At 55.0% G+C, this 22,351-nt stretch carries 29 protein-coding genes and 1 tRNA gene; 22 read left to right on the top strand and 8 right to left on the bottom strand.

Annotation, left to right across the window (positions count from 1 at the left end; all coding sequences use genetic code 11):
* From Q5Y71_RS10885 to Q5Y71_RS10950, 14 genes are all read left to right on the top strand, one after another.
* A partial coding sequence (locus Q5Y71_RS10885) for a hypothetical protein (protein WP_306042187.1) occupies nt 1–553 on the top strand: 553 nt, incomplete at its 5' end.
* A complete protein-coding gene (locus tag Q5Y71_RS10890) occupies nt 546–737 on the top strand; it encodes a hypothetical protein (protein WP_306042188.1) in 192 nt (63 codons plus the stop codon). The genes Q5Y71_RS10885 and Q5Y71_RS10890, both read left to right, overlap by 8 nt.
* An 88-nt stretch (nt 738–825) precedes the next feature.
* Nucleotides 826–1,251, top strand: a complete 426-nt coding sequence (locus Q5Y71_RS10895) for a hypothetical protein (protein WP_306042189.1) — start codon at nt 826–828, stop codon at nt 1,249–1,251.
* 1 nt (nt 1,252) lies between these two features.
* Entirely contained in the window at nt 1,253–1,669 is a 417-nt protein-coding gene (locus Q5Y71_RS10900) for a hypothetical protein (RefSeq protein WP_306042190.1), read from the top strand.
* Nucleotides 1,670–1,797: 128 nt separating this feature from the next.
* Nucleotides 1,798–2,193 carry a colicin E3/pyocin S6 family cytotoxin gene (locus Q5Y71_RS10905; protein ID WP_306042191.1) on the top strand — a complete coding sequence of 132 codons (396 nt, stop codon included), beginning with the start codon at nt 1,798–1,800 and terminating at the stop codon, nt 2,191–2,193.
* The gene (locus Q5Y71_RS10910; protein WP_306042192.1) at nt 2,190–2,474 is read left to right on the top strand and encodes a hypothetical protein; all 285 of its coding nucleotides are present in this window, start codon (nt 2,190–2,192) and stop codon (nt 2,472–2,474) included. Before Q5Y71_RS10905 ends, Q5Y71_RS10910 begins: the two co-directional genes overlap by 4 nt.
* 96 nt (nt 2,475–2,570) lie before the next feature.
* Nucleotides 2,571–2,870 (top strand): hypothetical protein, encoded by a 300-nt coding sequence (locus tag Q5Y71_RS10915; protein WP_306042194.1) that lies wholly within the window; start codon nt 2,571–2,573, stop codon nt 2,868–2,870.
* Entirely contained in the window at nt 2,870–3,178 is a 309-nt protein-coding gene (locus Q5Y71_RS10920; protein ID WP_306042195.1) for a hypothetical protein, read from the top strand. The genes Q5Y71_RS10915 and Q5Y71_RS10920 overlap by 1 nt, the downstream gene beginning before the upstream one ends.
* A gap of 68 nt (nt 3,179–3,246) precedes the next feature.
* Nucleotides 3,247–3,468 carry a hypothetical protein gene (locus Q5Y71_RS10925; RefSeq protein WP_306042196.1) on the top strand — a complete coding sequence of 74 codons (222 nt, stop codon included), beginning with the start codon at nt 3,247–3,249 and terminating at the stop codon, nt 3,466–3,468.
* Nucleotides 3,469–3,601: 133 nt separating this feature from the next.
* The gene (locus Q5Y71_RS10930; RefSeq protein ID WP_301417948.1) at nt 3,602–3,790 is read left to right on the top strand and encodes a hypothetical protein; all 189 of its coding nucleotides are present in this window, start codon (nt 3,602–3,604) and stop codon (nt 3,788–3,790) included.
* Between the two features lie 192 nt (nt 3,791–3,982).
* The gene (locus tag Q5Y71_RS10935) at nt 3,983–4,489 is read left to right on the top strand and encodes a hypothetical protein (protein ID WP_306042197.1); all 507 of its coding nucleotides are present in this window, start codon (nt 3,983–3,985) and stop codon (nt 4,487–4,489) included.
* A gap of 94 nt (nt 4,490–4,583) precedes the next feature.
* Nucleotides 4,584–5,024, top strand: coding sequence for a hypothetical protein (locus tag Q5Y71_RS10940; protein ID WP_306042198.1), 441 nt, complete (start codon nt 4,584–4,586; stop codon nt 5,022–5,024).
* Between the two features lie 52 nt (nt 5,025–5,076).
* The gene (locus tag Q5Y71_RS10945) at nt 5,077–5,415 is read left to right on the top strand and encodes a hypothetical protein (RefSeq protein WP_306042199.1); all 339 of its coding nucleotides are present in this window, start codon (nt 5,077–5,079) and stop codon (nt 5,413–5,415) included.
* 28 nt (nt 5,416–5,443) lie between these two features.
* Entirely contained in the window at nt 5,444–5,773 is a 330-nt protein-coding gene (locus tag Q5Y71_RS10950) for a hypothetical protein (protein WP_306042200.1), read from the top strand.
* A gap of 94 nt (nt 5,774–5,867) precedes the next feature.
* Here the strand turns inward: Q5Y71_RS10950 and Q5Y71_RS17565 are convergent, their stop codons facing one another.
* Nucleotides 5,868–5,930 carry a hypothetical protein gene (locus tag Q5Y71_RS17565; protein ID WP_371877028.1) on the bottom strand — a complete coding sequence of 21 codons (63 nt, stop codon included), beginning with the start codon at nt 5,928–5,930 and terminating at the stop codon, nt 5,868–5,870.
* A 310-nt stretch (nt 5,931–6,240) separates the two neighbouring features.
* Nucleotides 6,241–6,327 (bottom strand) — tRNA-Leu (locus Q5Y71_RS10955).
* 240 nt (nt 6,328–6,567) lie between these two features.
* Here Q5Y71_RS10955 and rnr point away from each other — a divergent pair.
* On the top strand, nt 6,568–9,309 hold the full coding sequence (gene rnr, locus Q5Y71_RS10960; RefSeq protein ID WP_306042201.1) for a ribonuclease R: 2,742 nt from the start codon (nt 6,568–6,570) through the stop codon (nt 9,307–9,309).
* 12 nt (nt 9,310–9,321) lie between these two features.
* Entirely contained in the window at nt 9,322–10,113 is a 792-nt protein-coding gene (gene rlmB / locus Q5Y71_RS10965; protein ID WP_306042202.1) for a 23S rRNA (guanosine(2251)-2'-O)-methyltransferase RlmB, read from the top strand.
* Nucleotides 10,114–10,201: 88 nt separating this feature from the next.
* Here the strand turns inward: rlmB and Q5Y71_RS10970 are convergent, their stop codons facing one another.
* A complete protein-coding gene (locus Q5Y71_RS10970) occupies nt 10,202–11,032 on the bottom strand; it encodes an alpha/beta fold hydrolase (protein ID WP_306042203.1) in 831 nt (276 codons plus the stop codon).
* A 258-nt stretch (nt 11,033–11,290) separates the two neighbouring features.
* Between Q5Y71_RS10970 and rpsF the strand changes: the two genes are divergently transcribed.
* The 6 genes from rpsF (at nt 11,291) to Q5Y71_RS11000 (ending at nt 16,047) form a co-directional block, all read left to right on the top strand.
* Nucleotides 11,291–11,746 (top strand): 30S ribosomal protein S6, encoded by a 456-nt coding sequence (rpsF, locus tag Q5Y71_RS10975; RefSeq protein ID WP_301415374.1) that lies wholly within the window; start codon nt 11,291–11,293, stop codon nt 11,744–11,746.
* Nucleotides 11,747–11,758: 12 nt separating this feature from the next.
* A complete protein-coding gene (gene rpsR / locus Q5Y71_RS10980; RefSeq protein WP_067084304.1) occupies nt 11,759–11,989 on the top strand; it encodes a 30S ribosomal protein S18 in 231 nt (76 codons plus the stop codon).
* Between the two features lie 43 nt (nt 11,990–12,032).
* Nucleotides 12,033–12,875, top strand: coding sequence for a hypothetical protein (locus Q5Y71_RS10985; protein WP_306042204.1), 843 nt, complete (start codon nt 12,033–12,035; stop codon nt 12,873–12,875).
* Between the two features lie 34 nt (nt 12,876–12,909).
* Nucleotides 12,910–13,356: a 50S ribosomal protein L9 gene (rplI, locus tag Q5Y71_RS10990; RefSeq protein ID WP_306042205.1), complete on the top strand. Its 447-nt coding sequence runs from the start codon at nt 12,910–12,912 to the stop codon at nt 13,354–13,356.
* 109 nt (nt 13,357–13,465) lie between these two features.
* Nucleotides 13,466–14,908, top strand: a complete 1,443-nt coding sequence (gene dnaB, locus Q5Y71_RS10995) for a replicative DNA helicase (protein ID WP_306042206.1) — start codon at nt 13,466–13,468, stop codon at nt 14,906–14,908.
* A gap of 47 nt (nt 14,909–14,955) precedes the next feature.
* Entirely contained in the window at nt 14,956–16,047 is a 1,092-nt protein-coding gene (locus Q5Y71_RS11000; RefSeq protein ID WP_306042207.1) for a winged helix-turn-helix domain-containing protein, read from the top strand.
* Here the strand turns inward: Q5Y71_RS11000 and Q5Y71_RS11005 are convergent.
* The 5 genes from Q5Y71_RS11005 to speA form a co-directional block, all read right to left on the bottom strand.
* Nucleotides 16,037–16,675: a DUF6515 family protein gene (locus Q5Y71_RS11005; RefSeq protein ID WP_306042208.1), complete on the bottom strand. Its 639-nt coding sequence runs from the start codon at nt 16,673–16,675 to the stop codon at nt 16,037–16,039. The genes Q5Y71_RS11000 and Q5Y71_RS11005 overlap by 11 nt on opposite strands.
* A 74-nt stretch (nt 16,676–16,749) precedes the next feature.
* A complete protein-coding gene (speB, locus tag Q5Y71_RS11010) occupies nt 16,750–17,658 on the bottom strand; it encodes an agmatinase (protein WP_306042209.1) in 909 nt (302 codons plus the stop codon).
* 63 nt (nt 17,659–17,721) lie between these two features.
* Nucleotides 17,722–18,915 carry a carboxynorspermidine decarboxylase gene (gene nspC / locus Q5Y71_RS11015; protein WP_306042210.1) on the bottom strand — a complete coding sequence of 398 codons (1,194 nt, stop codon included), beginning with the start codon at nt 18,913–18,915 and terminating at the stop codon, nt 17,722–17,724.
* 69 nt (nt 18,916–18,984) lie between these two features.
* On the bottom strand, nt 18,985–20,178 hold the full coding sequence (locus Q5Y71_RS11020) for a saccharopine dehydrogenase family protein (protein ID WP_306042211.1): 1,194 nt from the start codon (nt 20,176–20,178) through the stop codon (nt 18,985–18,987).
* Between the two features lie 55 nt (nt 20,179–20,233).
* On the bottom strand, nt 20,234–22,156 hold the full coding sequence (gene speA, locus Q5Y71_RS11025) for a biosynthetic arginine decarboxylase (RefSeq protein WP_306042212.1): 1,923 nt from the start codon (nt 22,154–22,156) through the stop codon (nt 20,234–20,236).
* Nucleotides 22,157–22,351: the final 195 nt, after the last annotated feature.

Below are 22,351 nucleotides of genomic sequence, written 5' to 3' on the forward strand. Positions count from 1 at the left end.
AAGGAAAAAAAGAGAGGAAGAGAGGCCTGTTGAGGAAGTGCAGGTAGTTGGAGAACGGCCCAACCCTAACCGTAAAGATGCATTTTCTCAGAAAGCTGAGTTTAGACAGTTATTGAAGTATATACAGTCGTATAGTCGTATAGGTCCTTGGTTGCTGGATGGCTGTGGTATAGACGGGCTAGAATGTGTTGTTGTTTATGGAAAAAAAGATGCAAAAAAGGATACACAAAGCAATTTTAAGCAATGCATGGCTACCTGCTTGCAAGTTAATTATGGAGAAACATATGAGTGGGCTGAACGATTCAGCCCGGTAAGTCTGCAGGGTTTATTAACAAATGAGGCTGCTGAGCTGTTGCAAGATCACGCTCAGAAGCAGGCTAATCGTAATGCTTGGTCTTATGATAAGGAAACTTTCGAGACTGGCCGAAGACAATTAGGTGTCGTAAAATTTTTCTCGCGATTTAATGCTGCGGCGGCTGTTGCTGGAGCGGGAGCGGCTGGTTTTCAGGCTGGAGCTTTAGGTTATTGTGCGGCGGACTGTTTAAATGAATAGAAAACTAATTTATCGAATTTTGGCTGCGCTATTAGGTTTGGTTTTTTTAATTGCGGGTGTTTTTTTGTTGACTCCGATATTCGATACATTTTTAAATAAACTGAATGGTGTGATTTTTATTTTGTTGGCTTTATACTTAGCTCGCTATTCATTAACTGGTAAGGAAAAGTTTTTCATTAGGTAAGTTTTCTTCAAGGCAATGCAATTCACAATCGCAGTTGATAGATTTCTTTCTGGCCTCCGCTAGTTAAAAGTATTAAAGCCCCCGCAGATTGCTCTGCGGGGGCTTTGCAAAAAAGGATGGTGACACTGATTGGGGGACATATGTAATAGCTGGCGGACTGATTGCTGCAGATTTAATTTTTGGCGGTCCCACGGGGGAAGGGATTGCGCCAGCAATGGCTATTTTAGGGGCAAAACAAGCCAGCAAACAGATTGCTATTGGGATTAGTAAAAAAGGCCTTAAACACCTTTCTAAGCATCTGAAAGATTTTAAAAAGTTTGATAGTAAATTTAGCCTAGATGATCAAGTTGAGCTGGGGAAAAAAATCGCAAGCAATCCATCAAATTTGGTAAATGTTAGGAATGGCAGTCAAGGATTTGAATCAGTTGTGAAGATTGGGGAGAGTAGCGTTAGAGTGCGTGCTGTTGTGAATGCATCTGGTAATTTAAGAAGTGTTTATCCTGTAGGCCCATAAAATGGAAGAGGTTATTTATATCTTAGATTTAGAGGGTGGGGTTGATCCTAACGAACCCTTAGGAAGTATTGTTTTAAATGATAACCAAGATAATAAGATTGTCATTGAAAATACATATATTGATGCATGGTTGATGGCTATTGGAGATTTTCTTTTGGCAGAAAATAATCCGCAAAGAATAGAAGTTCTTGAAGAGCCAGAGGTAATTAGAGCTTTAGCTAATGGAAACTTACTACAGTTAAGCTATAGAGGCTCAATGATTTCTGTTGACTTGCAAGCATTTTCCAGGCAGGTTGCCATAGCCATGGATTGTTTAATTAAGGAATTATTGAAGTACTCCACTCAATGCGCAACTACTAATATAGTTTTTTTGGAGAAAAAGTTAGTAGCAATAAAGAAAAAAATGAATTTAGCTTAGCGCCCGGAAGTATGCCGCTAAAGTAAAACCCGCGTCGGGGCAAAAAAGTTGGTAAGAGCGCCGTTCGTCGGGGAAAAGTTCTTTAAGTTGCTGATCGCATTGGGGAAAATCGGGCTGTAGCTACGATATTGCGCCGGTGTCATGCTGTTGCACAAAAGGATGGTGACACTGATGGCACTGATTGGGGGACATATGTAATAGCTGGCGGACTGATTGCTGCAGATTTAATTTTGGGCGGTCCCACGGGTGAAGGAATTGCACCAGCGATGCTTTTACTTTCTGCCCGCCAAGCAGCGAAGGCTAGTTTAAAAAGCACAAGCAAAATTTGGAAAAATTTCAAATCTGCAAAAAATGGTCGAAAAACTAATGGAGAAAAAGGAAGTCAAAGAGAATACTATGAATGGGACCACACTCACGGAGATATTGAAGTTTATGACAGCAGGGGTAGACATAAAGGGTCAATGAATCCCGAGACAGGTAATATATACAAGCCACCGGTTAAAGGGAGGAGGATCAATTTATGATGAAGCAATGTTGCTGTAAGGATATGCTATCTGCATTAAATTCTGACGTTGGTGTTATTTATATTCCAAAGTTTCGGGAGTACGGGATATCGATACTTGATGGTGGAAGCTCCTTTCTGAAAATTGTTTTTTGTCCTTGGTGTGGTACTAAACTGCCATTAAGTCTGCGAGATAAGTGGTTTGATTTATTAGAAGAAGAGTTCGGTATAGAGGATACAGAAAATGATCATATCCCGAAGGAAATGAGAGGTGATACTTGGTGGCGTATTAGAGGCTTATGAAACCCTAATGCACAAGAGGATCAGGCCGTAATTAATGGTTTAAATAAAACCATTGAAATCATCGATAGAGCTGAAACTATTTCAGATGTTTTGACGGTGGGCGGCATTGTCTTTGATGTTGCAACAGGCCCATCAGGTGAAGCCGTTCTCATAGGGGCTGCAGCAAAAGCTAGTGCCAATAAGGCAATCAAAGAAGCTTTCGAAAGCCAGTTGAAGCAGCACGGAATAAAATCACTTCAAAGGTCTCATCGAAAAATCACTCGGCGCCTTAATGAATATCTTACGAAACTGGATGAAATTAAAGCTGCCGGAGGAAGAACTAGCTCTGTTGAGCGGGAAATCAGAACCTTTAGAAGGCAGATTGAAGTCCTTGATGATATTTTTAAGGGGTTATGATGAATTCTAATCTTGGTAAGTCTATTGCAGTTTTAGCAAAAAAATTTGGTGACCTAGAAATTACAGAAAGAGGGGATAAAGAAGAGCCTTGGACATTAGCTGGTGACTTAGTTGATGTGGAAAAATCACTACTTGTGCTTTCTAATGATCTTTTTCCTCAGCTTTTAAGGGATGGTGCTAGTTCACAAGAATTGAAGGAAACCTTGTTGGATATCGGTGAGGAATTTCGCCATATTGCTTATCACATTGGTAATAGTAAGTTTTATCAATACCTAAGGGTTACTACCCCAGAGCATCAAGTTGACTAACAGTAAAAAGGTATTGATGATATTTTGCACAAAAGGAACGAACCATCCAGGAAATTATTTCTTCAGATGTGGATAGAATCCAAAATAAATTTGATGAAATTATCAAAGAGATGAATGAAAAAGGTTTGAGATATCCAGGTTCTCCCTCTCAGGGTAATAACTCAGGCAGAATAAACAACCTACTAAGTAGTACGATTTGCCCTAACTATCTAGGGTGTGGAGAGCAAGCTTTATATTTATTTGGCGCTCTCTATACGCCTGAGTTTAATAATGCTCTAGAAACATCTTAGACCAAAAACCTTATTTATGAGTGGGGGACGTGGGAGCATATCACACCGCACCAATACCTTATTCTTACCCCAGATTTGGATCCTTCGATGAAATTTAAGTTAGATCCATGGACAAATACAACGGAAATAAGACGTGAATAAATCCTATAAGCGAAAGATTATATTTTGGTCGATATTTTTTGGTGTGGTGGGATTGTTGGTTGGTGATAAGGGAGGCGGAGGGTACGAAAAAATTATTTGGGCTGCCTGTGGAGCCTCACTAGGGGCTTTCATTGGATTATTGTTTTATAAATCTCAAATAAAAAAAGAAGTTAAGAAATGATTTTGGTTAGAGCAAAATATTGACACGATATCTCGCCTCAAGATGAAGCCCCACTGACGCGGGGATTTGTTAGACGGTAGTTTGGGAATTCACAATTAATAAATTGTCCCTATGCGCCACGTTCTCTCTTTTTATGAGCACTTAGACGCTTTCTGCCAAATATTTAGCAGTATGCTTAATGGTGTTAATTTTTTGGCTAACGAGATTGAATTATGTGCATCTAGTCCCCTTGATTTTTCCCTTGATGTTATAGATAAGCAAGGAACTAAAAACCATTATATTGTTGATTCCGAAGTTTTTTCTAAAAATCTAAGGTCCTTTGCTAAAGATCTATACATGTCAGATTGCTTTGAGTTTAGATTGGTGGCAGGTGAATATACATTCACTTTGAGTGCTGATCCAATTTACTTTGCACAAAAGGGCTCTGGTTCAGGTTGGTTTCGCCCATTTGGTCACCCCTATGTAGTTGGGCGTAGTGGACATCCATTTGTTTTTCCAGGTCCAAAATCGGGAATCGGCCAGTATTTAGATGATAATATTCCTGCGGGACACACCTTTGGTACAAATCACGATGCGTTTGTTGATTGGGCTGTCAATGAAAATGGATTTCCAGATTTGTTAGCTAATATCCCTTCAATGTTACCAATATATATATTCTGTTGCTCAAGAAGCTATAAATACTCCGTCAAATTATATTAATTCAATTATTCACACTCATACGAATGGCATACCATATCCGGTTCCTCAGCTCCCTGTTCCTATTGAACACACTCACTCTAGCGGAGAGTAAGATATGAAGTATTCTAGTTTTTTATTAATTATTATATTTTTCTTGGTTGGGTGTGAATCAAAATATACAGATATCAGCTTTTCTAAAGAATATTCAAAAATAGTCGGGAATAAGTATAGGGTTAAAGGTGAGTTAATGCTTCACGGTCTTACACTTGGAAAGAACTATGGAGAAAAAATAGATATCTATAGCGTTACAGAATCTCCCGGTTTTAGTGGTCCAGAAGTTATAAATCGTAAAACTCTCTCCGCAGGAAGCGTTATAGAGGTTATTGGTGCCAGGCGCTGTGACAATTGTTTTCCTTCACAGGTCGAATTCAATATAAAATTAATGTCTAAAAATCTCACTCCGGAAGCACCGATTTGGCTTGCTGATTACAGTGTGTCGGATGGAAAAGAAAGTCGTGAACTAGATTTGAATAAATTTATTAAAATAGAAAATTGAGTTTGCACAAAAGGGGGTCACTAGAGAGTGGGCGGAAAAAGAGCTGGCCTTAATGGATGCATGGTTGAAAGAGAATTATGAGGGTTTTCCTGATACTAATAATTTCCTTATAAGAATTAACTCTCCGGCTGATATGGCGTTGCCACCAAATATCAATATTCTTGATATGAATGTAAACGAAAGGATATTCCAGGATCAAGCTTTTCACGAAAAGCTTCATGTTTATATTTTTAATGAAATAGGGTCGGGGACGTATTTCTTTTCATCCAATGTAGGCCAAATCCATACTTGGATAACAGATACTGCATCGCAGCTAGGAGTGCATTACCGAGGAACAACCTTTAGAGGAGCAGTTACACAGAATTATTTACACCCTCTACCCAAAGCCTGAATTTAACTATTTCTCAGAGGATTAGTTAATGCTGACCAGTATAAAGAAAAGTTTCATATACATACTCTTAATATTTATTTTTCTATGCCTTCTATTTTTCTATTTTTCTGATTCAATCGATGAGGTGGCTAAAAGTGGAGTAAAAGCTGATTTAAAAAATATCAAAGAAGCTACGCTTCAGTTCAAGAAAGATAGAGGGTCGTTTCCTCAAAATATAGTACAGTTAAAGCCGTATTTTAATATCATTCCCAGTGACCCATGGGGGGATGCTTATATATATACAGTGGGGGATGGCTGGGTTGAGCTAAAATGTTGTAAAAGTAAGGAAGTACAAGTAGAGAGATTTGGGTCGGAGTAAACTGTTGGCACAATGCTCCGATTCCATTCTCAGTTGGCACTATAAGTTCAAAACCCCGGCAGAGCTAATTTGCCGGGGTTTTATGTTAAGTTGTTTATTCAGCAGTCAACACCAAACACCCTTCCATGACCCTGACCTTGATCGGCGTATCCACCACAAAACCGGCCCGTTCAAGCCAGTGGCCTTTGAGTGTACCACAGCAGTTTGTAGAGGATCCTGAGAGCCTATGGCTTGTTGATGATGGACGGAATCAGAGTATAAGGAGACAAAGGCCCTAACGAAGGGATGCTGCTCTATAGCCAGTGCAGGCCATCTATGTTCAGCGGTTTATGGCAATAGTGGAGACGTGTGGGTTGGCTCTAACTGAAGAGGAGCCGACTCAGTTTCTTGCGATAGTGAAGATCTGAAGTGTGTTGCACCAGATTTGCACCAAAATACACATAAATTTTTGATTTATTAAAAATATGTGGTGCCCAGGAGAGGACTTGAACCTCCACGACCGTAAGGTCACTAGCACCTGAAGCTAGCGCGTCTACCAATTCCGCCACCTGGGCCATTCAACGTGTGTGTCGTTGAGGACGCGAACTATAGAGTTCCGGCGGGGGGGTGTCAACGGCTCCCTGCGCTTTTTTCTACACTTTCTGTTAAGGTCGGGAAACGCTGTAAAATCGCTTATACTGCGTGCAATTGCCACGAAAATTAGTGAACTATTCCTTACGTTTCCACTGCCTGCCTTTGGCCGGATGATCCCCGGATGTGGCCATGGCTGCCGCCTCTCAACAACGGATGCTGTTTTGACTCACAGAAATACCCCAGACCCCTTCAGTACAGACCCCCATGCCCAGCGCGAGGCGGAGAAATACGAAAAACCGGTGCCCAGCCGTGAGTTCCTGCTGCAGCTGCTGGAGCAGCAGGCCGGCCCTGTGTCCTGGGAGGATGTGGCGGAACTGCTGGGGCTGCAGGATGAGGATCGCCGCGAGGGGGTGCGCCGGCGCCTGATTGCCATGTCCCGCGATGGGCAGATCGCCAGTAATCGCGCCGGGGACTTCGGTGTGCTGGACAAAATGAGCCTGATTCGCGGGCGCGTTATCGGTCATCGCGATGGCTTTGGCTTTGTCATTCCCGGTGATGGTGGTGAGGACCTGTTCCTGTCCCACCGCCAGATGCGCAGGGTGTTCGACGGTGATGAAGTGCTGGTGCGGGAAACCCCGGGCGGTTTTCGCGGCAAGCGCGAGGGCGCGGTGTTGCGGGTGATCAAACATAACACCGAGCAGCTGGCCGGGCGCTTGTTCCGGGAGAATGGTATCTGCTTTGTGCGCCCGGACAACCCGCGCATCAATCTTGACATTATGGTGGCTGCGGAAGACAGCGCAGGTGCCGGGCACGGCCAGTATGTGGTGGTGAGGATTGTCACCCAGCCCGGGCGCGACCGGGTGCCCCAGGGGGAAGTGGTCGAGGTGCTAGGTGATCACCTGGCACCGGGCATGGAGATAGAAGTTGCCATCCGCAACTACGGTGTTCCCCATAGCTGGCCCAGCGCACTAGAGGCTGAGGCGGCAGCGATCTCTGAAGAGGTCCTTGCAGAAGACAAGCGCGCACGGGTCGATCTGCGCCAGTTGCCCCTGGTGACCATCGACGGTGAGGATGCGAGGGATTTCGATGATGCGGTGTTCTGCGAGCTGTTGCCGGACGGTACCTGGAAGCTGCTGGTGGCCATTGCGGATGTCTCCCACTATGTGCGCCTGGGCAGTGCCCTGGATGAAGAGGCACATAAGCGTGGTAATTCGGTCTACTTCCCCGATTTTGTTGTCCCCATGTTGCCGGAAAAGCTGTCCAACGGGCTCTGTTCCCTCAATCCCGAGGTGGATCGGTTGTGTATGGTGTGCGAGATGCAGATTGATGGCGCCGGTGACATTCTCGACTACCGCTTTTTTGAGGGTGTGATGCGCAGCCACGCGCGCCTCACCTATACCCAGGTGGGCGAGTTACTGGCGGCGCGTGACGACAAGCGCAACAACGGCCTGCGCAAACAGTTTGCGACGCTGACGCCGCACCTGGACAGGCTGCACGACCTCTACCTGGCACTGCGCGGTGCCCGTGATCGCCGCGGTGCCATCGATTTTGAAACCACCGAGACCCGCATCGTTTTTGACAGCAATCGCAAGATTGAGCGCATAGTGCCCGTTGTGCGCAACGATGCCCACAAGCTGATCGAAGAGTGCATGCTGGCGGCGAATGTCTGTGCTGCAGACCTGATGGCGCTGTCGGGGCTACCGTCGCTGTACCGTGTGCACGATGTGCCGAAGGAGGAAAAGCTCAGTAACCTGCGCGAGTACCTGGGTGAGCTGGGCCTGCGCCTGCCCGGGGGCGCTGAGCCCCAGCCCAGGGACTTCCAGGCACTGCTGGCGCAGGTCGAGGGGCGTGCCGACGCCCACATTATCCAGATGATGATGTTGCGCTCCATGAACCAGGCGGTGTACCAGCCGGAAAACCGCGGGCACTTCGGCCTGGATTACCGCGCCTATGCGCACTTCACCTCCCCGATCCGCCGCTACCCAGATCTGCTCCTGCACCGTGCCCTGCGCTGGCTGATCCACAATGGCAAGGCCAACCAGCGCGCCGTGGCGCAAAAGGTCCATGCGGAACCCGGTGCCGGGCCCATCGATCGCGGGGATATCCTGCCCTACGATCTGCCGGCCATGGTGCAGCTGGGTGAGCAGTGTTCCATGACGGAGCGCCGCGCCGATGATGCCACCCGGGATGTGGTCAGCTGGCTCAAATGCGAGTATTTGCAGGACCATGTCGGGGATGTCTATTCCGGGGTGGTCAGCGCGGTGACAGGTTTTGGCCTGTTTGTCGAACTGGATGACCTGTATGTGGAAGGGCTGATTCACGTCACGGCACTGCCCAGGGATTACTACCGTTTCGAGCAGGCACACCAGCGCCTGATCGGCGAGCGCAGCGGCAAGCGCTACCATTTGGGTGATTCTGTCACGGTGCAGGTGGCTCGGGTTGACCTGGAAGAGCGCAAGGTCGATTTTATCCTGCAGCAGTTGGTATCGCGCACACGGAAAAACCGGGCCGAGGGCGGGACCAGCGGGGCCGGAGTCACCAAAGTCAGTGCGCGCGCTATGGAAATGGCGGTGGACCACCAGCGGGATCGCGAGCGCCGCGGCAAACAGAAGAAGAGCACACAGCGTACAACCGGCGACAGTCCCTGGAGCGGATCTGCAAAAACCGCCGAGCAAGTGCCCCCTTTCCGCAAGCGCAAAGTCGGCAGCAGTGAGGCAGTGCCGGTAGAGGCCTCTGGGGAACAGCCTGCCCGTAAAAAGGCGGCGGGCGAAGCCCCTGCAGAAAAGCCAGGGGAAGATACGGCACCCAAGCGCCGCAGTGCCAGGCGCACTCCGCCGCGCAAGGGCGGGAAACGTCCCGCCGTGGCCGCGCGCAAAGCGGCGCAGAAAACAGGCAAGGGCAAGGCAGGCACCGTCAAGGCAAAGAAGAGGAAGACTACTTCCAGCAGCAAAAAGAAAAAATGACCGGGGGATAAATTGAAACAGGAAGTGGTATACGGCCTGCACGCGGTACAGGCGCTGCTGAAAAGTGCCCCGCAAAATGTGCAGGCGCTGATGTTGCTGCGCGGGCGCAATGACCAGCGCCTGCAGAAGATTATCCGGCAGGCAGAAAAAAATGCGATTGCACTGCAGTTTGTCGACCGCCGTACGCTGGATGAAAAAAGCGGGGACAATGCCAATCACCAGGGCGTTATTGCGCTCTGTGCCGGGGAAGCCCGGGTCCATGATGAAAAGTACCTGCAGGAAATGCTGGAGCAACTCGCCCGCAAAGGTGAGGCGCCTTTCCTGCTGGTCCTGGATGGGGTGACCGATCCACACAACCTGGGGGCCTGCCTGCGCTCAGCAGAGGCTGCCGGTGTCCACGCGGTGATTGCCCCCAAGGATAAGTCTGCCGGCCTCACCCCTACCGCCAGGAAAGTGGCCTGCGGTGCGGCAGAGATACTGCCATTGGTTACCGTGACCAACCTTGCCCGCACCTTGCGCCAGTTGCAGCAGGCGGGTGTCTGGATCTTTGGGGCGGCGGGGGAGGCCGCACAGGGTCTCTACCAGAGCCAGCTCACGGGTCCGCTGGCACTGGTACTGGGGGCCGAGGGTGGCGGTTTGCGCCGACTCACTCGCGAGCACTGTGATCACCTGGTGAAAATCCCCATGGCGGGGGAAGTCAGCAGTTTGAACGTGTCGGTCGCCGCTGCTGTGTGCCTGTTTGAGGCGGTGCGCCAACGCAGCGTCCATACCCCGGGCGATCCCCAAAATCTGATACAGACCTGATCACGCGCGGGGGCGACACCTGCAAACCCCGGGCCTGCCTGCGTTTGCAGTGGAGCGGTTTGCTGCGGTTGCAGCCCCCTGTCCCTATTTAGCGTGAAACGGGTTGCCGGGCCAGCCATTGGTCTACGGCGTCAACCACCGGGCGCGGGTTTTTGATCCAGCTCAGGTGTGGATTGCCCCTGGGGTAGGTGGCCGCCATTTCCTGTGTTTCGCCACCGACAATGGCGGCCAGTTTGCGTGCGGCCTGTACGGGGGCGAAAGTATCGCCGGCGAGGGCAATATGCAGGGTGGGCTGCACCGTTTGCCGGCGTTCGTCAAAGCACTTTTCCGGGGCGAAACGGCCGGTGTAGATAGCCCTGGCCCAATCCTTCATTAACCCGCGCGCCTCGCGCCAGCCAAAGCCCATGTGTGCACCGGGGAAGTAGCCCAGCAGGCTGGCGGTGAGGCTGGCGATCGGGGCAAAGGCGAGCAGGGCGTAGCGCTGGGGGCCGCGCCAGCAGCGGTAGTGGATATGGCCCGAGGCAATGCTCACAACCCTGGCATCGCCGGTCAGGCCGGCCCTGGCTGCCAGGGTTCCGGTCTGCCCGCCGATACTGTGGCCGAGAATCAGCGCCGGTTCCTGTGCGCACTGTTGCTGCAGCAATTGCAACAACTGCGGAATAAATGAAAACACCAGCGCGTTATAGCCGTAGTCTGCGCCGCGGTGCGGGCGCGGGCGGCTTTCGCCGGTGCCTGGCAGCTCGGTGATGGCGGTGCTGTAGCCCAGGCACTGCAGTTCCTCCTGCAGCAGCCGGTAGCGATCGGCGGGCACGCCCATGGCGGGGATCACCAGCGCCAGGGGGCTTTCTGCACGGTTGCGGGTGATGGTCACGGGGACCCGAAAGGGGCCAAAGGCCAGTGCGTGGATTTCCTGGGGCATGGTACTTCTCTCTTCAACCGGCGGGCACTATAGGCCAGTGCCCGCCCACGGCCCATGACCAGACTGCGCACCCTGCTGGCCCAATCCGCCAAGACACCGCGCCGCTGGATGCCGCCCTGACACAATTCGGCGAACTTGCAAGCGGGGACGCGAGTGCCTAGAATACGCCGCCCGCGATGGGCCCGATATTCCCGCGCCCGTTGTTACTCCTTGCCTTACCGGAAATCCGGGAGGCTGATTAACCCGTAAGGAGCAAAAATGCGTCATTACGAAATTGTATTCCTGGTTCACCCGGACCAGAGTGAGCAGGTGCCCGGCATGGTGGAGCGCTATACCGCTGCCATCACCGAGACCGGTGGACAGGTCCACCGACTGGAAGACTGGGGCCGCCGCCGCCTGGCATACCCGATCAACAAGATCCACAAGGCCCACTACGTTCTTATGAACGTTGAGTGCACCGAAGAGGCCCTGCAGGAACTGACCACCAACTTCCGCTACAACGATGCGGTCATCCGCAACCTGGTGATGCGGGAAGATGGGGCGATCACTGAAGAGAGCCCGATCATGAAGGCGGAAAAAGAGAGCCGCGAGCGCAAAGCAGCACGCAGTGAGCGCAGTGAGCGCCGCGAACGCCGCGAGCGGGCAGAGGAAAGCAAAGCCTCCTCCGACGCTGTGGAAGAAACCGCTTCCGATAACACTGAAAGCGAAGAGTAAGGGGATTATCTGATGGCACGTTTTTTCCGTCGTCGCAAGTTCTGCCGTTTCACCGCTGAAGGTGTCAAGCGTATCGACTACAAAGACCTCGATACCCTGAAAGCCTACGTCTCCGAGACCGGCAAGATTGTTCCCAGCCGTATTACCGGTACCAAAGCCAAGTACCAGCGCCAGCTGGCCACCGCGGTCAAGCGCGCCCGCTACCTGGCCTTGCTGCCGTATACGGACAGTCACGAAGCCTAAGCCGCAGTTTGCTTAGTCTGATTAATAGAGAAGCTATCTGGAAATGCGCGCCGTAGCTGAATTTATTATGCGCGGACGCGTGCGCGCGGTCATTCTCACCATGCTGGGGATACCGCTCGTCAGCCCGGCAATTCTCGCCCTGGTGAGTTTGCGCCGCGGCAGCAGTGACGGCCTGATGGTATTGGCCTGGGCGCTGCTGCCGATCGTTGTCGCTGGTATGAGCGGCCATGTGCCACTTTTGGTGGCGGGCATATCCGCCGGCTATTTTGTCTCGGTGCTCTGCGGTGCCCTGGCGCTGCGCAGCCGCCGCTCATGGGTTGCCACCCTGCTGGCCGTGATTGCGGCCTCGGCGGTAAGCATAGGGCTCACGTCCTATTTCAGCGGCGGCCTCCTGCAGGGCTTCCTGCAGGCGGTGGAGCGGGCCGCAGAACAGCCCGACAGCGTTCCCATGGAGGAGCTCAGGCAGGTCTTTTCGGGTGAGTTGCAGATCACCGGATACTTCAGCCTGATATTGGCAATGAGTGCCACCCTGGCCCTGGTACTGGGACGCTACTGGCAGGCGCTGCTGTACAATCCCGGCGGATTCCGCCAGGAGTTTCACCAGTTGCGCCTGCCATTGTGGCTGGCAGCGGTGTGCATGCTGCTGTGGGTGTCGGGCCTGGTTACACCGGGCTACGCCTTCTGGGGGGCAGTGATCGCCTTTCCCATGGTGGTGGCGGGCATCGCCCTGATCCACTGGCTGGTTGCCAGCCGCGGCTGGGGCATTGGCCCTTTGGTGGCGATGTATGTGCTGCTGGTAATTGGTGGGCTGCCCCTGGCCGGGTTCCTGTGCGGTCTGGCCCTGGTAGATAGCTGGATAGATATTCGCGGGCGCTTTGCCAAGTAGCGCACCGCTCACTACAGAAATTGAGGAAACCGAGATGGAAGTTATTCTGCTCGATAAAGTAGGCAAACTGGGCAACGTGGGTGATCGCGTTGAGGTGAAAGCCGGTTTTGGCCGCAACTTCCTGCTGCCGACGGGTAAGGCCATTGCCGCTACCGCTGCCAATATTGCCGAGTTCGAAGCCAAGCGTGCTGGACTGGAGGCCGCTGCCGGAGCCAAGCTGACAGAAGCCGAAAGCCGCGCCACCAAGCTGGCCGACCTGGCTGTCACCATTGCCGCCAACGCCGGCGACGAAGGCAAGCTGTTCGGCTCAATCGGCACCCGTGATATCGCCGAAGCGATTACCGCCAGCGGCGTTGCGGTCGCCAAGTCGGAAGTGCGGCTGCCACAGGGTACCCTGCGCGAAGTGGGCGAGTACGAAGTGGACGTGCAGCTGCACTCCGATGTGACGGCGGTGGTAAAAGTGGTGATCGAAGCCGAATAGGCTTTTCCGGTCAGCGGTTGGTGCCTGGGATGCCAGCCGCGCTACAATCGGGCGCTGCACCCTTTGTGGGGTCAGCGCCCGTTTTGTTTCTGGTATCCAACAGGTTTCAATGAACGACGAATACGCCACGCCGGAACAGGAGATACACAGCGAAGCGCGTTCGCCACTGCCCCATTCGGTAGAGGCCGAACAGTCCGTGCTCGGCGGCCTGATGCTGGACCCGGGCCGCATCGATGCCGTTTCCGAGCAGCTGGGGGAGGAGGATTTCTTCACCGCCAGTCACCGCAGGATCTTCGCGGTGATGCGCGAGCTGACCGAAGGCGGGCAGCCCCTGGATATTGTCACCCTCGCCGAGGCGCTCACCAGCCGCGACCTGCTCGGCGATGTGGGCGGCCCCGCTTACCTGGCGGAGCTGGCCGAGAACACCCCCTCTGCGGCGAATATCGTTGCCTACGCCAGGATTGTGCGCGAGCGCTCCATGCTGCGCCAGCTGATCGCTGCCGCCGGCGAGATCAGCCGCACCAGCTTCAATCCCGGCGGGCTGGCCTCTGCCGATCTGCTGCAGATGGCGGAGCGCCGCGTGGCGGAGATCGCCGAGGGGCGCGTCAAAGAGGGTGGTTTCGTCGCTGTGGACGCACTGCTGAAAAAGACAGTGGAGCGCATTGATGAGCTGTTCAAGACCGAGGGGGATATCACCGGCCTGAGCACCGGCCTTACCGAGCTGGACCAGCGCACTTCCGGCTGGCAGCCCGGCGAACTGATTGTCCTCGCCGCGCGCCCCTCCATGGGCAAAACCGCGCTGGCACTGAATTTTATTGAAAGCGCCATGCTCAGCCAGGAGCGCCCGGCACTGGTCTTCAGTATGGAGATGCCCTCGGACAGCCTGGTGATGCGGATGTTGTCGTCCATCGGCCGCATCGACCAGGGCAGGATCAGGAACGGCAAGTTGCAGGAGGAAGACTGGCCCAAGCTCTCCAGCGCTGTGCAAAAGATAAAGGGCAAAGCCCTGTATATCGACGATACCCCGGCGCTCAGCCCCAGTGAGGTGCGCGCGCGCACCAAGCGCACAGTGCGCGATCACATCAACAAGCTGATGCTCGCGCATCCCGAGCTGAGCCGCGAGGAGGCCGAGGTCCGCAGCCTGCCGGCGGTGATTATGGTGGACTACCTGCAGCTGATGCAGGTGCAGGGGACCACTGAGGGGCGCACCCAGGAGATTTCCGAAATCTCCCGTGCCCTGAAGGCCCTGGCGAAGGAATACGATTGCCCGGTAATCGCCCTGTCGCAGCTCAATCGCAGCGTGGAGCAGCGCCCCAACAAGCGCCCGATGAATTCAGACCTGCGGGAATCCGGGGCCATCGAACAGGATGCGGACGTGATCCTGTTTATCTACCGCGATGAGTACTACAACGAGGACAGCCCTGACAAGGGCATGGCGGAACTGATTATCGGCAAGCAGAGAAATGGGGAGACCGGTACCTGCCGGGCGGCTTTTGTGGGCAAATTCACCCGCTTCGATAACCTGGCACCGGAATACTACCAGGGCGAATAAGCCCGCCCCGGCAGCTTCCTGCCAGCCGGACTCGAGGGAGTCACAGTGTGTTATCCGACCAACAGATGCGAGCCCTGGTGCTGGAGCGCCAGTTTATCCACAAGCCCTGGCCAGGGGATCTCTCCGCCCTGCTGACACACCTGGGTGCGCTGCAGCTGGACGCCATCCAGCGCATTACCCGCGCCCACCACCACCAGCTCTACAACCGCCTGCCCCGCTACCGGGAAGCGCAACTGGCCGGGGCCGAACAGCGCCGCGAGATCTTTGAGTACTGGTCCCACGCCGCCGCCTACCTGCCCATGGCACACTATCCCTATGCCCGCGTGCGTATGGACCGTATCCGCGCCGGCCAGCGCCACTGGTTTGAGAAAAATGCCAGGTTGTGCCGCTATGTGCTGGATCGGGTGCGGTCGGAGGGGCCGCTGCGTGCCAGCGACTTTGTGCGTACCAAGAGTGGCTGGTGGGACTGGTCGGCAGAGAAAAAGGCCCTGGAGCAACTGTTTCACGAGGGTGAGCTGATGGTCAGCCACCGCGACGGCTTCCAGAAAGTCTTTGACCTGCCCGAACGCCTACTGCCGGCAAAGGTGCCAACCCGTGCCGCCTCAGGGCTGGAATACGGCTGCCATCTGGTGCGCACTTTCCTGGGGTGCCAGGGTATTGGTCGCGCCGAAGAAGTTGCCTATCTGCGCCGGGAAGACAAGCCCCTGGTACAGCAAGCGGTAGAGGCCATGCTGGCAAGCGGCGAGCTGGTGCCGCTGGGGAGGGAACTGGTACTCGCAGAACACCTTGCGCGACACCCCGAACGGGCACCGCGCAAGGTGCGCCTGTTATCGCCTTTCGATCCCCTGGTGCTGCAGCGCAAGCGCCTGCGCCGCCTGTTCGGCTTTGAATACCAACTGGAGTGCTATGTGCCGGCGGCCAGGCGTCGCTTTGGCTACTTCTGCCTGCCGATCCTGTACGGTGATCAGTTTGTGGGACTGGTGGACTTGAAAGCGGACAGGGAAGCGGGGGTGCTGCGTACAGAGGCGCTGCATTGGGTGAAAAAGCCCGGTGTCACACTCGAAGCAGGTTTTTACCGGGCTCTGGGTCAGTTTGCCCGCTTCCAGGGGTTGGAAGCCGGGGCGGCGCTCACAGCCTGACTACCACATAGACTTCGCGGCCGTCGCGCTGGGTGGGTAAAAAGTAGTTGCCACCGTAGCGGTAATACTGGATGCCGTTGATCACTTCGGCAGCGTAGCCGTTGGGGAGGGTTTCAACCACCTGGCCGGGCAGGAAACCATTGGGGCCGGGGTTCGGGGTAGCGGGCGCGGGCGCAGGTGCCGGCACGACCGCTACCGGTGCGGGAGCCGGTGTCGGCGGTGCCACCACCACATAGGTACGGGTGGCCGGGTACCACTGGTAATAGGCGTCGCCATACTGGTAGTAAGTCACGCCGCCCAGCTGTACCCGCACGGCGCTGGCCGGCAGGGTCACCACAGAGGCGCCCAGGGGCGCGGCAACCACCACATAGCCTCTGGGGCTGTGGCGGTAGAAGTGACCGCCGTGGTAATAATAGGGGCGCCTGCCGACGGCAACACGCACGTGTCCCAGGGGTAATGCTGGTGCGATAAAGCCGATGGAAACACGGGGGCCGCGGTAGTAGCCGCCGCGGTGATGGTGATGGTCTCCCCCGCGCTCATAGCCCCGTGCATCGGCAGACGGGCTAAAGGCGAATGCGGCCAGCACAATGCACGCACTGGCGCCAAGTATACTCTTCAGCAGTTTCACGGTTTCTCCAGCGAAGTGGTCACTCACATCCCAGATGCTACCCCGTATCGTGGCAGTAAAGACAGGTTATTCGGTTAAGAATTGTCAACCTTCCCATGAGTGGCTGCCTGGGGGCGATTGCGCTGGATGATCCCCATTAGCCGGTACAACAGCTGCGCAGCGGCGAAATCATAGGCATGGAAGCCTTCGATCGGCGCAAATTCCAGTAGATCGAAGCCTATGATTTCCCTTTGCCGTGCGACGGACTCGAACAGGTTGAGGGTCTGGTACCAGCCCAGGCCGCCCGGCACCGGGGTGCCGGTGGCGGGGAATACCGAGGGGTCCAGGCCGTCCACATCCAAGGTGAAGAAGACCTTCCCGGGGAAATGCTCCGGGAGCTGGAATTCCTGCACCTGGCTGGGCACCAGCTGGTGGGCGTCCAGGTAGCCTACCTGGTAGTCTCTGCGCGCTCGCATTTCCTCTTCGCAGTAGGCGCGAATACCCAACTGGAACAGCGGTACGCCGGCCTCCACCACCAGGCGCATCACGCTGGCATGACTGTGCTTGTGGCCTTCGTAGCGGTCGCGCAGGTCCGCGTGGGCGTCGATCTGCACCACGCCAAAGTCGGTCTCACCGGCGTCCAGCAGGCCCTGGATGAGGCCCCAGGTCACCGAGTGCTCGCCGCCGATACCCACCGGCATCTTGCCCAGTGCCCGCACCGCCTGGGTGGCCGCGGCGATATGGCCCATCACCTGTTCCGCGGTACCGGACACCGATACCGGTGAGCGGGTGTAGATGCCCATTTCACAGGGGGAGGAGAAGTTGTCGAACGTCTCCAGCTGCCAGGAGGCTGCCAGAATGGCGGCGGGGCCCCTGCTGGTACCGCCGCCATAGGAAACGGTTTCCTCGTAGGGAATGGGTATGATATGGAAAAACGCCTCTTCCGGCTTTGGCTGTTCGATTTCGGAGCCGAGAAAAATGGGGTAATCATTTTCAGACAGCATGTGTGGTTCCTCTGGCGACGGGTGCGCTTCTGCTGGGGCTGTTTATTGCACTGTGGAATGCACTCAGGAGAGCCGCTCCTTAAAGTCCCGGTAACTGAATTCCTTGATGATTTGCAGTTCGTCGCTAGCGGAGTTCCACAGGGCGATGGCCGGCAGGGGAATACCGTTAAAGGTATTAGTTTTTACCATGGTGTAATAGGCCATCTCCTCGAATACCAGGCGATCGCCCGCTTTCAGGGGGTCCTGAAAACTGTACTCGCCAATACTGTCACCGGCCAGGCAGCTCTGCCCCCCCAGGCAGTAAGTGTGGGGGAGTTCGCCGGGCCGGGCCGCGCCGGTGATCTCCGGACGATAGGGCATCTCCAGGATGTCGGGCATATGGCAGGTGGCGGAGACGTCGAGGATGGCCTGGTTCTGGCCGTTCCAGCTGGTGTCCACCACCTCGGATACCAGGATGCCGGAAAACAGGGCGATGGCTTCGCCGGGTTCCAGGTACACCTGCACCGCGTATTTTGCCGAGAAGGCGCGTACCGCTGCTACCAGTGCGTCCACCTGGTAGTCGCTGCGGGTGATATGGTGGCCGCCGCCGAAGTTGATCCACTCCATCTGCGGAATCAGGTGACCGAATTTCTCTTCCACGGCGGCAATGGTGCGTTCCAGGGGTTTGAAGTCCTGTTCGCACAGGGTGTGGAAGTGCAGGCCGCTGATACCTTCGAGCGATTCGCCGTCAAACAGCGCGCACACAATGCCCAGGCGCGAACAGGGCGCGCAGGGATCGTAACGCTCGGTGTGCCCTTCGGAATGCTCGGGATTGATGCGCAGGCCGAAGCGCAATTCCGGGCGCTGCTGTTGCATTTCCAAGCACAGTGCCCGGTAGCGCTGCCACTGGGAGAAGGAGTTGAAAATCACATGGTGGGCGAATGTGAGAATCTCGCGCAGTTCCCCCTCCTTGTAGCCGGCACTGAACACATGCACTTCCTTGCCCTGGTCGTGACCGCCGTACGCCTCAAATCCCAGCCTGGCCTCATACAGCCCGCTGGCGCAGGTGCCGGACAGGTATTCGGCCACGATATGGCCGGTGCTGAACATGGCGAAGGCCTTGAGGGCGGCGAGCACCTTGGCGCCGCTGCGCGCCTGTACATCGGCGAGTACCGACAAGTTATCGCGCAGGGCGATCTCATCGATTATAAAACAGGGGGAGGGTACACGACCGGGATCAAAACTGCCGAAGTAGTCTACGCGGGGGGTGAGGTCCATGGGGGCACTGTATCCTGGTGTGGCGGGCAGGCCCCTGGCCCGCCCTGGGGATTTATGGGGGGTGCGGGTTTACTGGAAGGGTCTGTCCAGCCAGGTTTCCTGCCAGGGCAGGCCGTACTTGTTCAGGTCGTGCATAAAGGGGTCCGGGTCCAGCTGCTCCAAATTCCATACGCCCGGCTTCATCCACTTGCCTTCCAGCATCATCTTGGCGCCGATCATGGCGGGAACACCGGTAGTGTAGGAAATGGCCTGGGACTGCACTTCTTTGTAGCAATCCTGGTGATCGCAGGTGTTGTAGAGGTAGTAGATCTTTTCCTCGCCGTCCTTGGTGCCGCGGATAATATTGCCGATGCAGGTTTTGCCTTTGGTCAGCGGGCCCAGGCTGGCGGGGTCCGGCAGCATCGCCTTGAGAAACTGGATGGGTACGATGCTGTGCCCCTGGAATTCCACCGGTTCAATACCGGTCATACCCACATTCTGCAGGACTTCCAGGTGCTTCAGGTAGCTCTCGCCAAAAGTCATCCAGAAGCGCGCGCGCTCGATTTCCGGGAAGTGCTTGCAGAGGGACTCCAATTCCTCGTGATATAGCAGGTAAATATCCTTGTCGCCGATGCCCTCGGGGAAATGGAACACACGCTTCTCTGCCATTGGCTCGGTGGTGACCCACTGGCTGTTTTCCCAGTAGCGGCCATTGGCGGTGATTTCGCGGATATTGATTTCCGGATTGAAGTTGGTGGCAAACGGCAGGCCGTGATCGCCGGCGTTGCAGTCGAGAATATCCAGGGTATGGATACGGTCGAAGTGGTGTTTTTTGGCATAGGCGGTAAATACGCTGGTAACGCCGGGATCGAAACCGCTGCCCAGCAGTGCCATCAAGCCGGCTTTCTCGAATCGGTCCTGGTAGGCCCACTGCCATTTGTATTCAAATTTGGCCTCTTCCGGCGGTTCGTAGTTGGCGGTGTCCAGGTAGTGCACGCCGGTCTCCAGGCAGGCATCCATGATGTGCAGGTCCTGGTAGGGCAGGGCCACGTTGATGATCATTTCCGGCTGCACACTCTCGATCAGTTTGACCAGTTCCGGGACATTGTCCGCATCCACTTCGGCAGTATCAATTTTGCGCGTCAGCATCGCTGCAATCTTGTCGCACTTGCTCCTGGTGCGGCTGGCTAACGTGATGTGCTCAAACACTTCCGCAACCTGGGCGCACTTGTGTGCAACCACCTGGCCGACGCCGCCGGCGCCGATGATCAGTACTTTGGCCATAAGGATCTCCTTAATCTGCAGCTTTTCTCGCCGCTGTCTTCTCAGGCGCTGGGCCTTATTTCTCAAAGTAGGTGTAACCGCTCATGCTGGCGGTGTAGGTATGCAGAATCTGCTTGCGCTGGGCGGCGGTAATCAAACCCTTTTTCACCGCGCGTTCCGCCAGGCGGCGAAAGCGCTCGAACAGCGCCTTGGGCTGGTACTCCACGTAGCTGAGCACATCGGCAATACTGTCGCCGTGAATTTCGCGGCTGAAATCGATGCTGCCGTCTTCCTGGATACGCACACTCACCACATGGGTATCACCGAACAGGTTGTGCAGGTCGCCAAGGGTTTCCTGGTAGGCGCCGATTAAGAAGGTGCCGAGGATATAGTCCTCGCCTTCTTTGAGTTCGTGCAGGGGCAGGGTTTTCTGCGCTTTCTCCCGGCCGATAAAGCGGTCGATCTTGCCGTCACAGTCGCAGGTGATATCGGCGAGGATGGCCGAGCGCGTCGGTGCCTCGTCCAGGCGGTGGATTGGCAGCAGCGGAAATATCTGGTTGATGGCCCAGATATCCGGCAGCGACTGGAATACGCTCATATTCGCGTAGTAGATATCCGACAATACCTCGGGCAGTGCCTGCAGGTCCGCCGGAATCTCCTCGGCTTCGTCCAGCAGCTGGCGAATTTCCCAGGCGCCCTGAAGGAACAGGTTTTCCGCATTGGCGCGCTCGCGCAGGCTCACCTGTCCGTGCAGGTAGAGGGAGCGCACCTCATCGCGGTAATAGAGTGTGTCGTTATAGCTTTCCTGCAGATTTCTGGGGGTGATATTGCGCACTGCGTCCTGCAGGTTCATCAGCATTGGGTGATCCCCCTCGTTGATTCTGGTGTGCTCCAGTTCCACCGGCTTGAAGCGAGTGATGTCGAGAATATCGAACAACAGCACCGAGGAGTAGGCCACCGTGGCGCGGCCGGACTCGGTGATAATCACCGGGTGGGCCACACCCTCACTGTCGAGGGTCCCCATAATGGCCTCCACCACATCCACGCAGTATTCATCGAGGGAGTAGTTTTTGGAGTGGATGTGGTTGGTTTTGGTGCCGTCGTAGTCCACGGCCAGGCCGCCGCCCAGGTCCAGATAGCCCATGGATGCCCCCTCTTCCACCAGATCGGCGTAATAGCGGCAGGCCTCCAGTACACCGGTGCGGATATCGCGGATATTCGGTACCTGCGAGCCCAGGTGGTAATGCAGCAGCTTGAGGCAGTCGAGCATCCCGTGCTTGCGCAACTGGTCGACCATAGCGATCAGGTCGTTGCTGCCGAGGCCGAAAATACTGCGATCACCACTGGTGGCATTCCAGTAGCCACCCACTTTGGAGGCGAGTTTGACCCGCGCGCCGATATTGGGGCGCACCTGCTCCCGCTCGGCACAGCGGATAATGGTCTGCACCTCCGAGGGGGTTTCCACCACAAAGAAAACCTGTACCCCCAGGCGCTGCGCCTGCAGACCCAGATTGATAAATTCCTCATCCTTGTAGCCGTTGCAAACAATCAGGGACTCGGTGTTGTCCATGATCGACAGTGCTGCAATCAGTTCAGCTTTGCTGCCGGCCTCCAGGCCATGGTTGAAGGGATGGCCGGCACTGGCGATTTCCTCGATCACCTGGCACTGCTGGTTGACCTTGATGGGGAAGACACCGCGGTAAACATTGCCATAGCCGCAGCGGACGATGGCGCGGGCAAAGGAGGTATTGATGCGGGCGATCTGGGCATCGAGCAGGTTTTCGATACGCAACAACAGCGGCATGCCGAGTCCGCGCTCGGTGGCACCGCGGGCGATATCCATCAGGGAGACGCTGTGGGCTTTGCCGCTGGGACCTTCCACCTGAACCGAAATCTCTCCTTTTGCATTCAGATTAAAATAACCGGCGCCCCAGTTGCGGATACCGTAGAGATCGGCTGAATCCTCGCAGGTCCAATCCTGAATTTGTTGCTGTTTCATGGCACTTGTCTGTTGAGCCTTGGCGGTCGCGAATCTTGGGCCCAGCAGCGCTGGAAAGCAATAACTATAGATAAAAGGACAGTATTTTTGTCCGGCGCAGAAGCAACGCTACACCCGGGGTGCCCGGGTGCTGTTTTAGCGCTGTGACAACGCCGGGGTATTGTGCAAATTTGGCGGGTAGGAGGGAAGCCGAAA

The organism is Microbulbifer sp. 2205BS26-8 (assembly GCF_030731025.1).
Classification (GTDB): Bacteria; Pseudomonadota; Gammaproteobacteria; order Pseudomonadales; family Cellvibrionaceae; genus Microbulbifer; species Microbulbifer spongiae.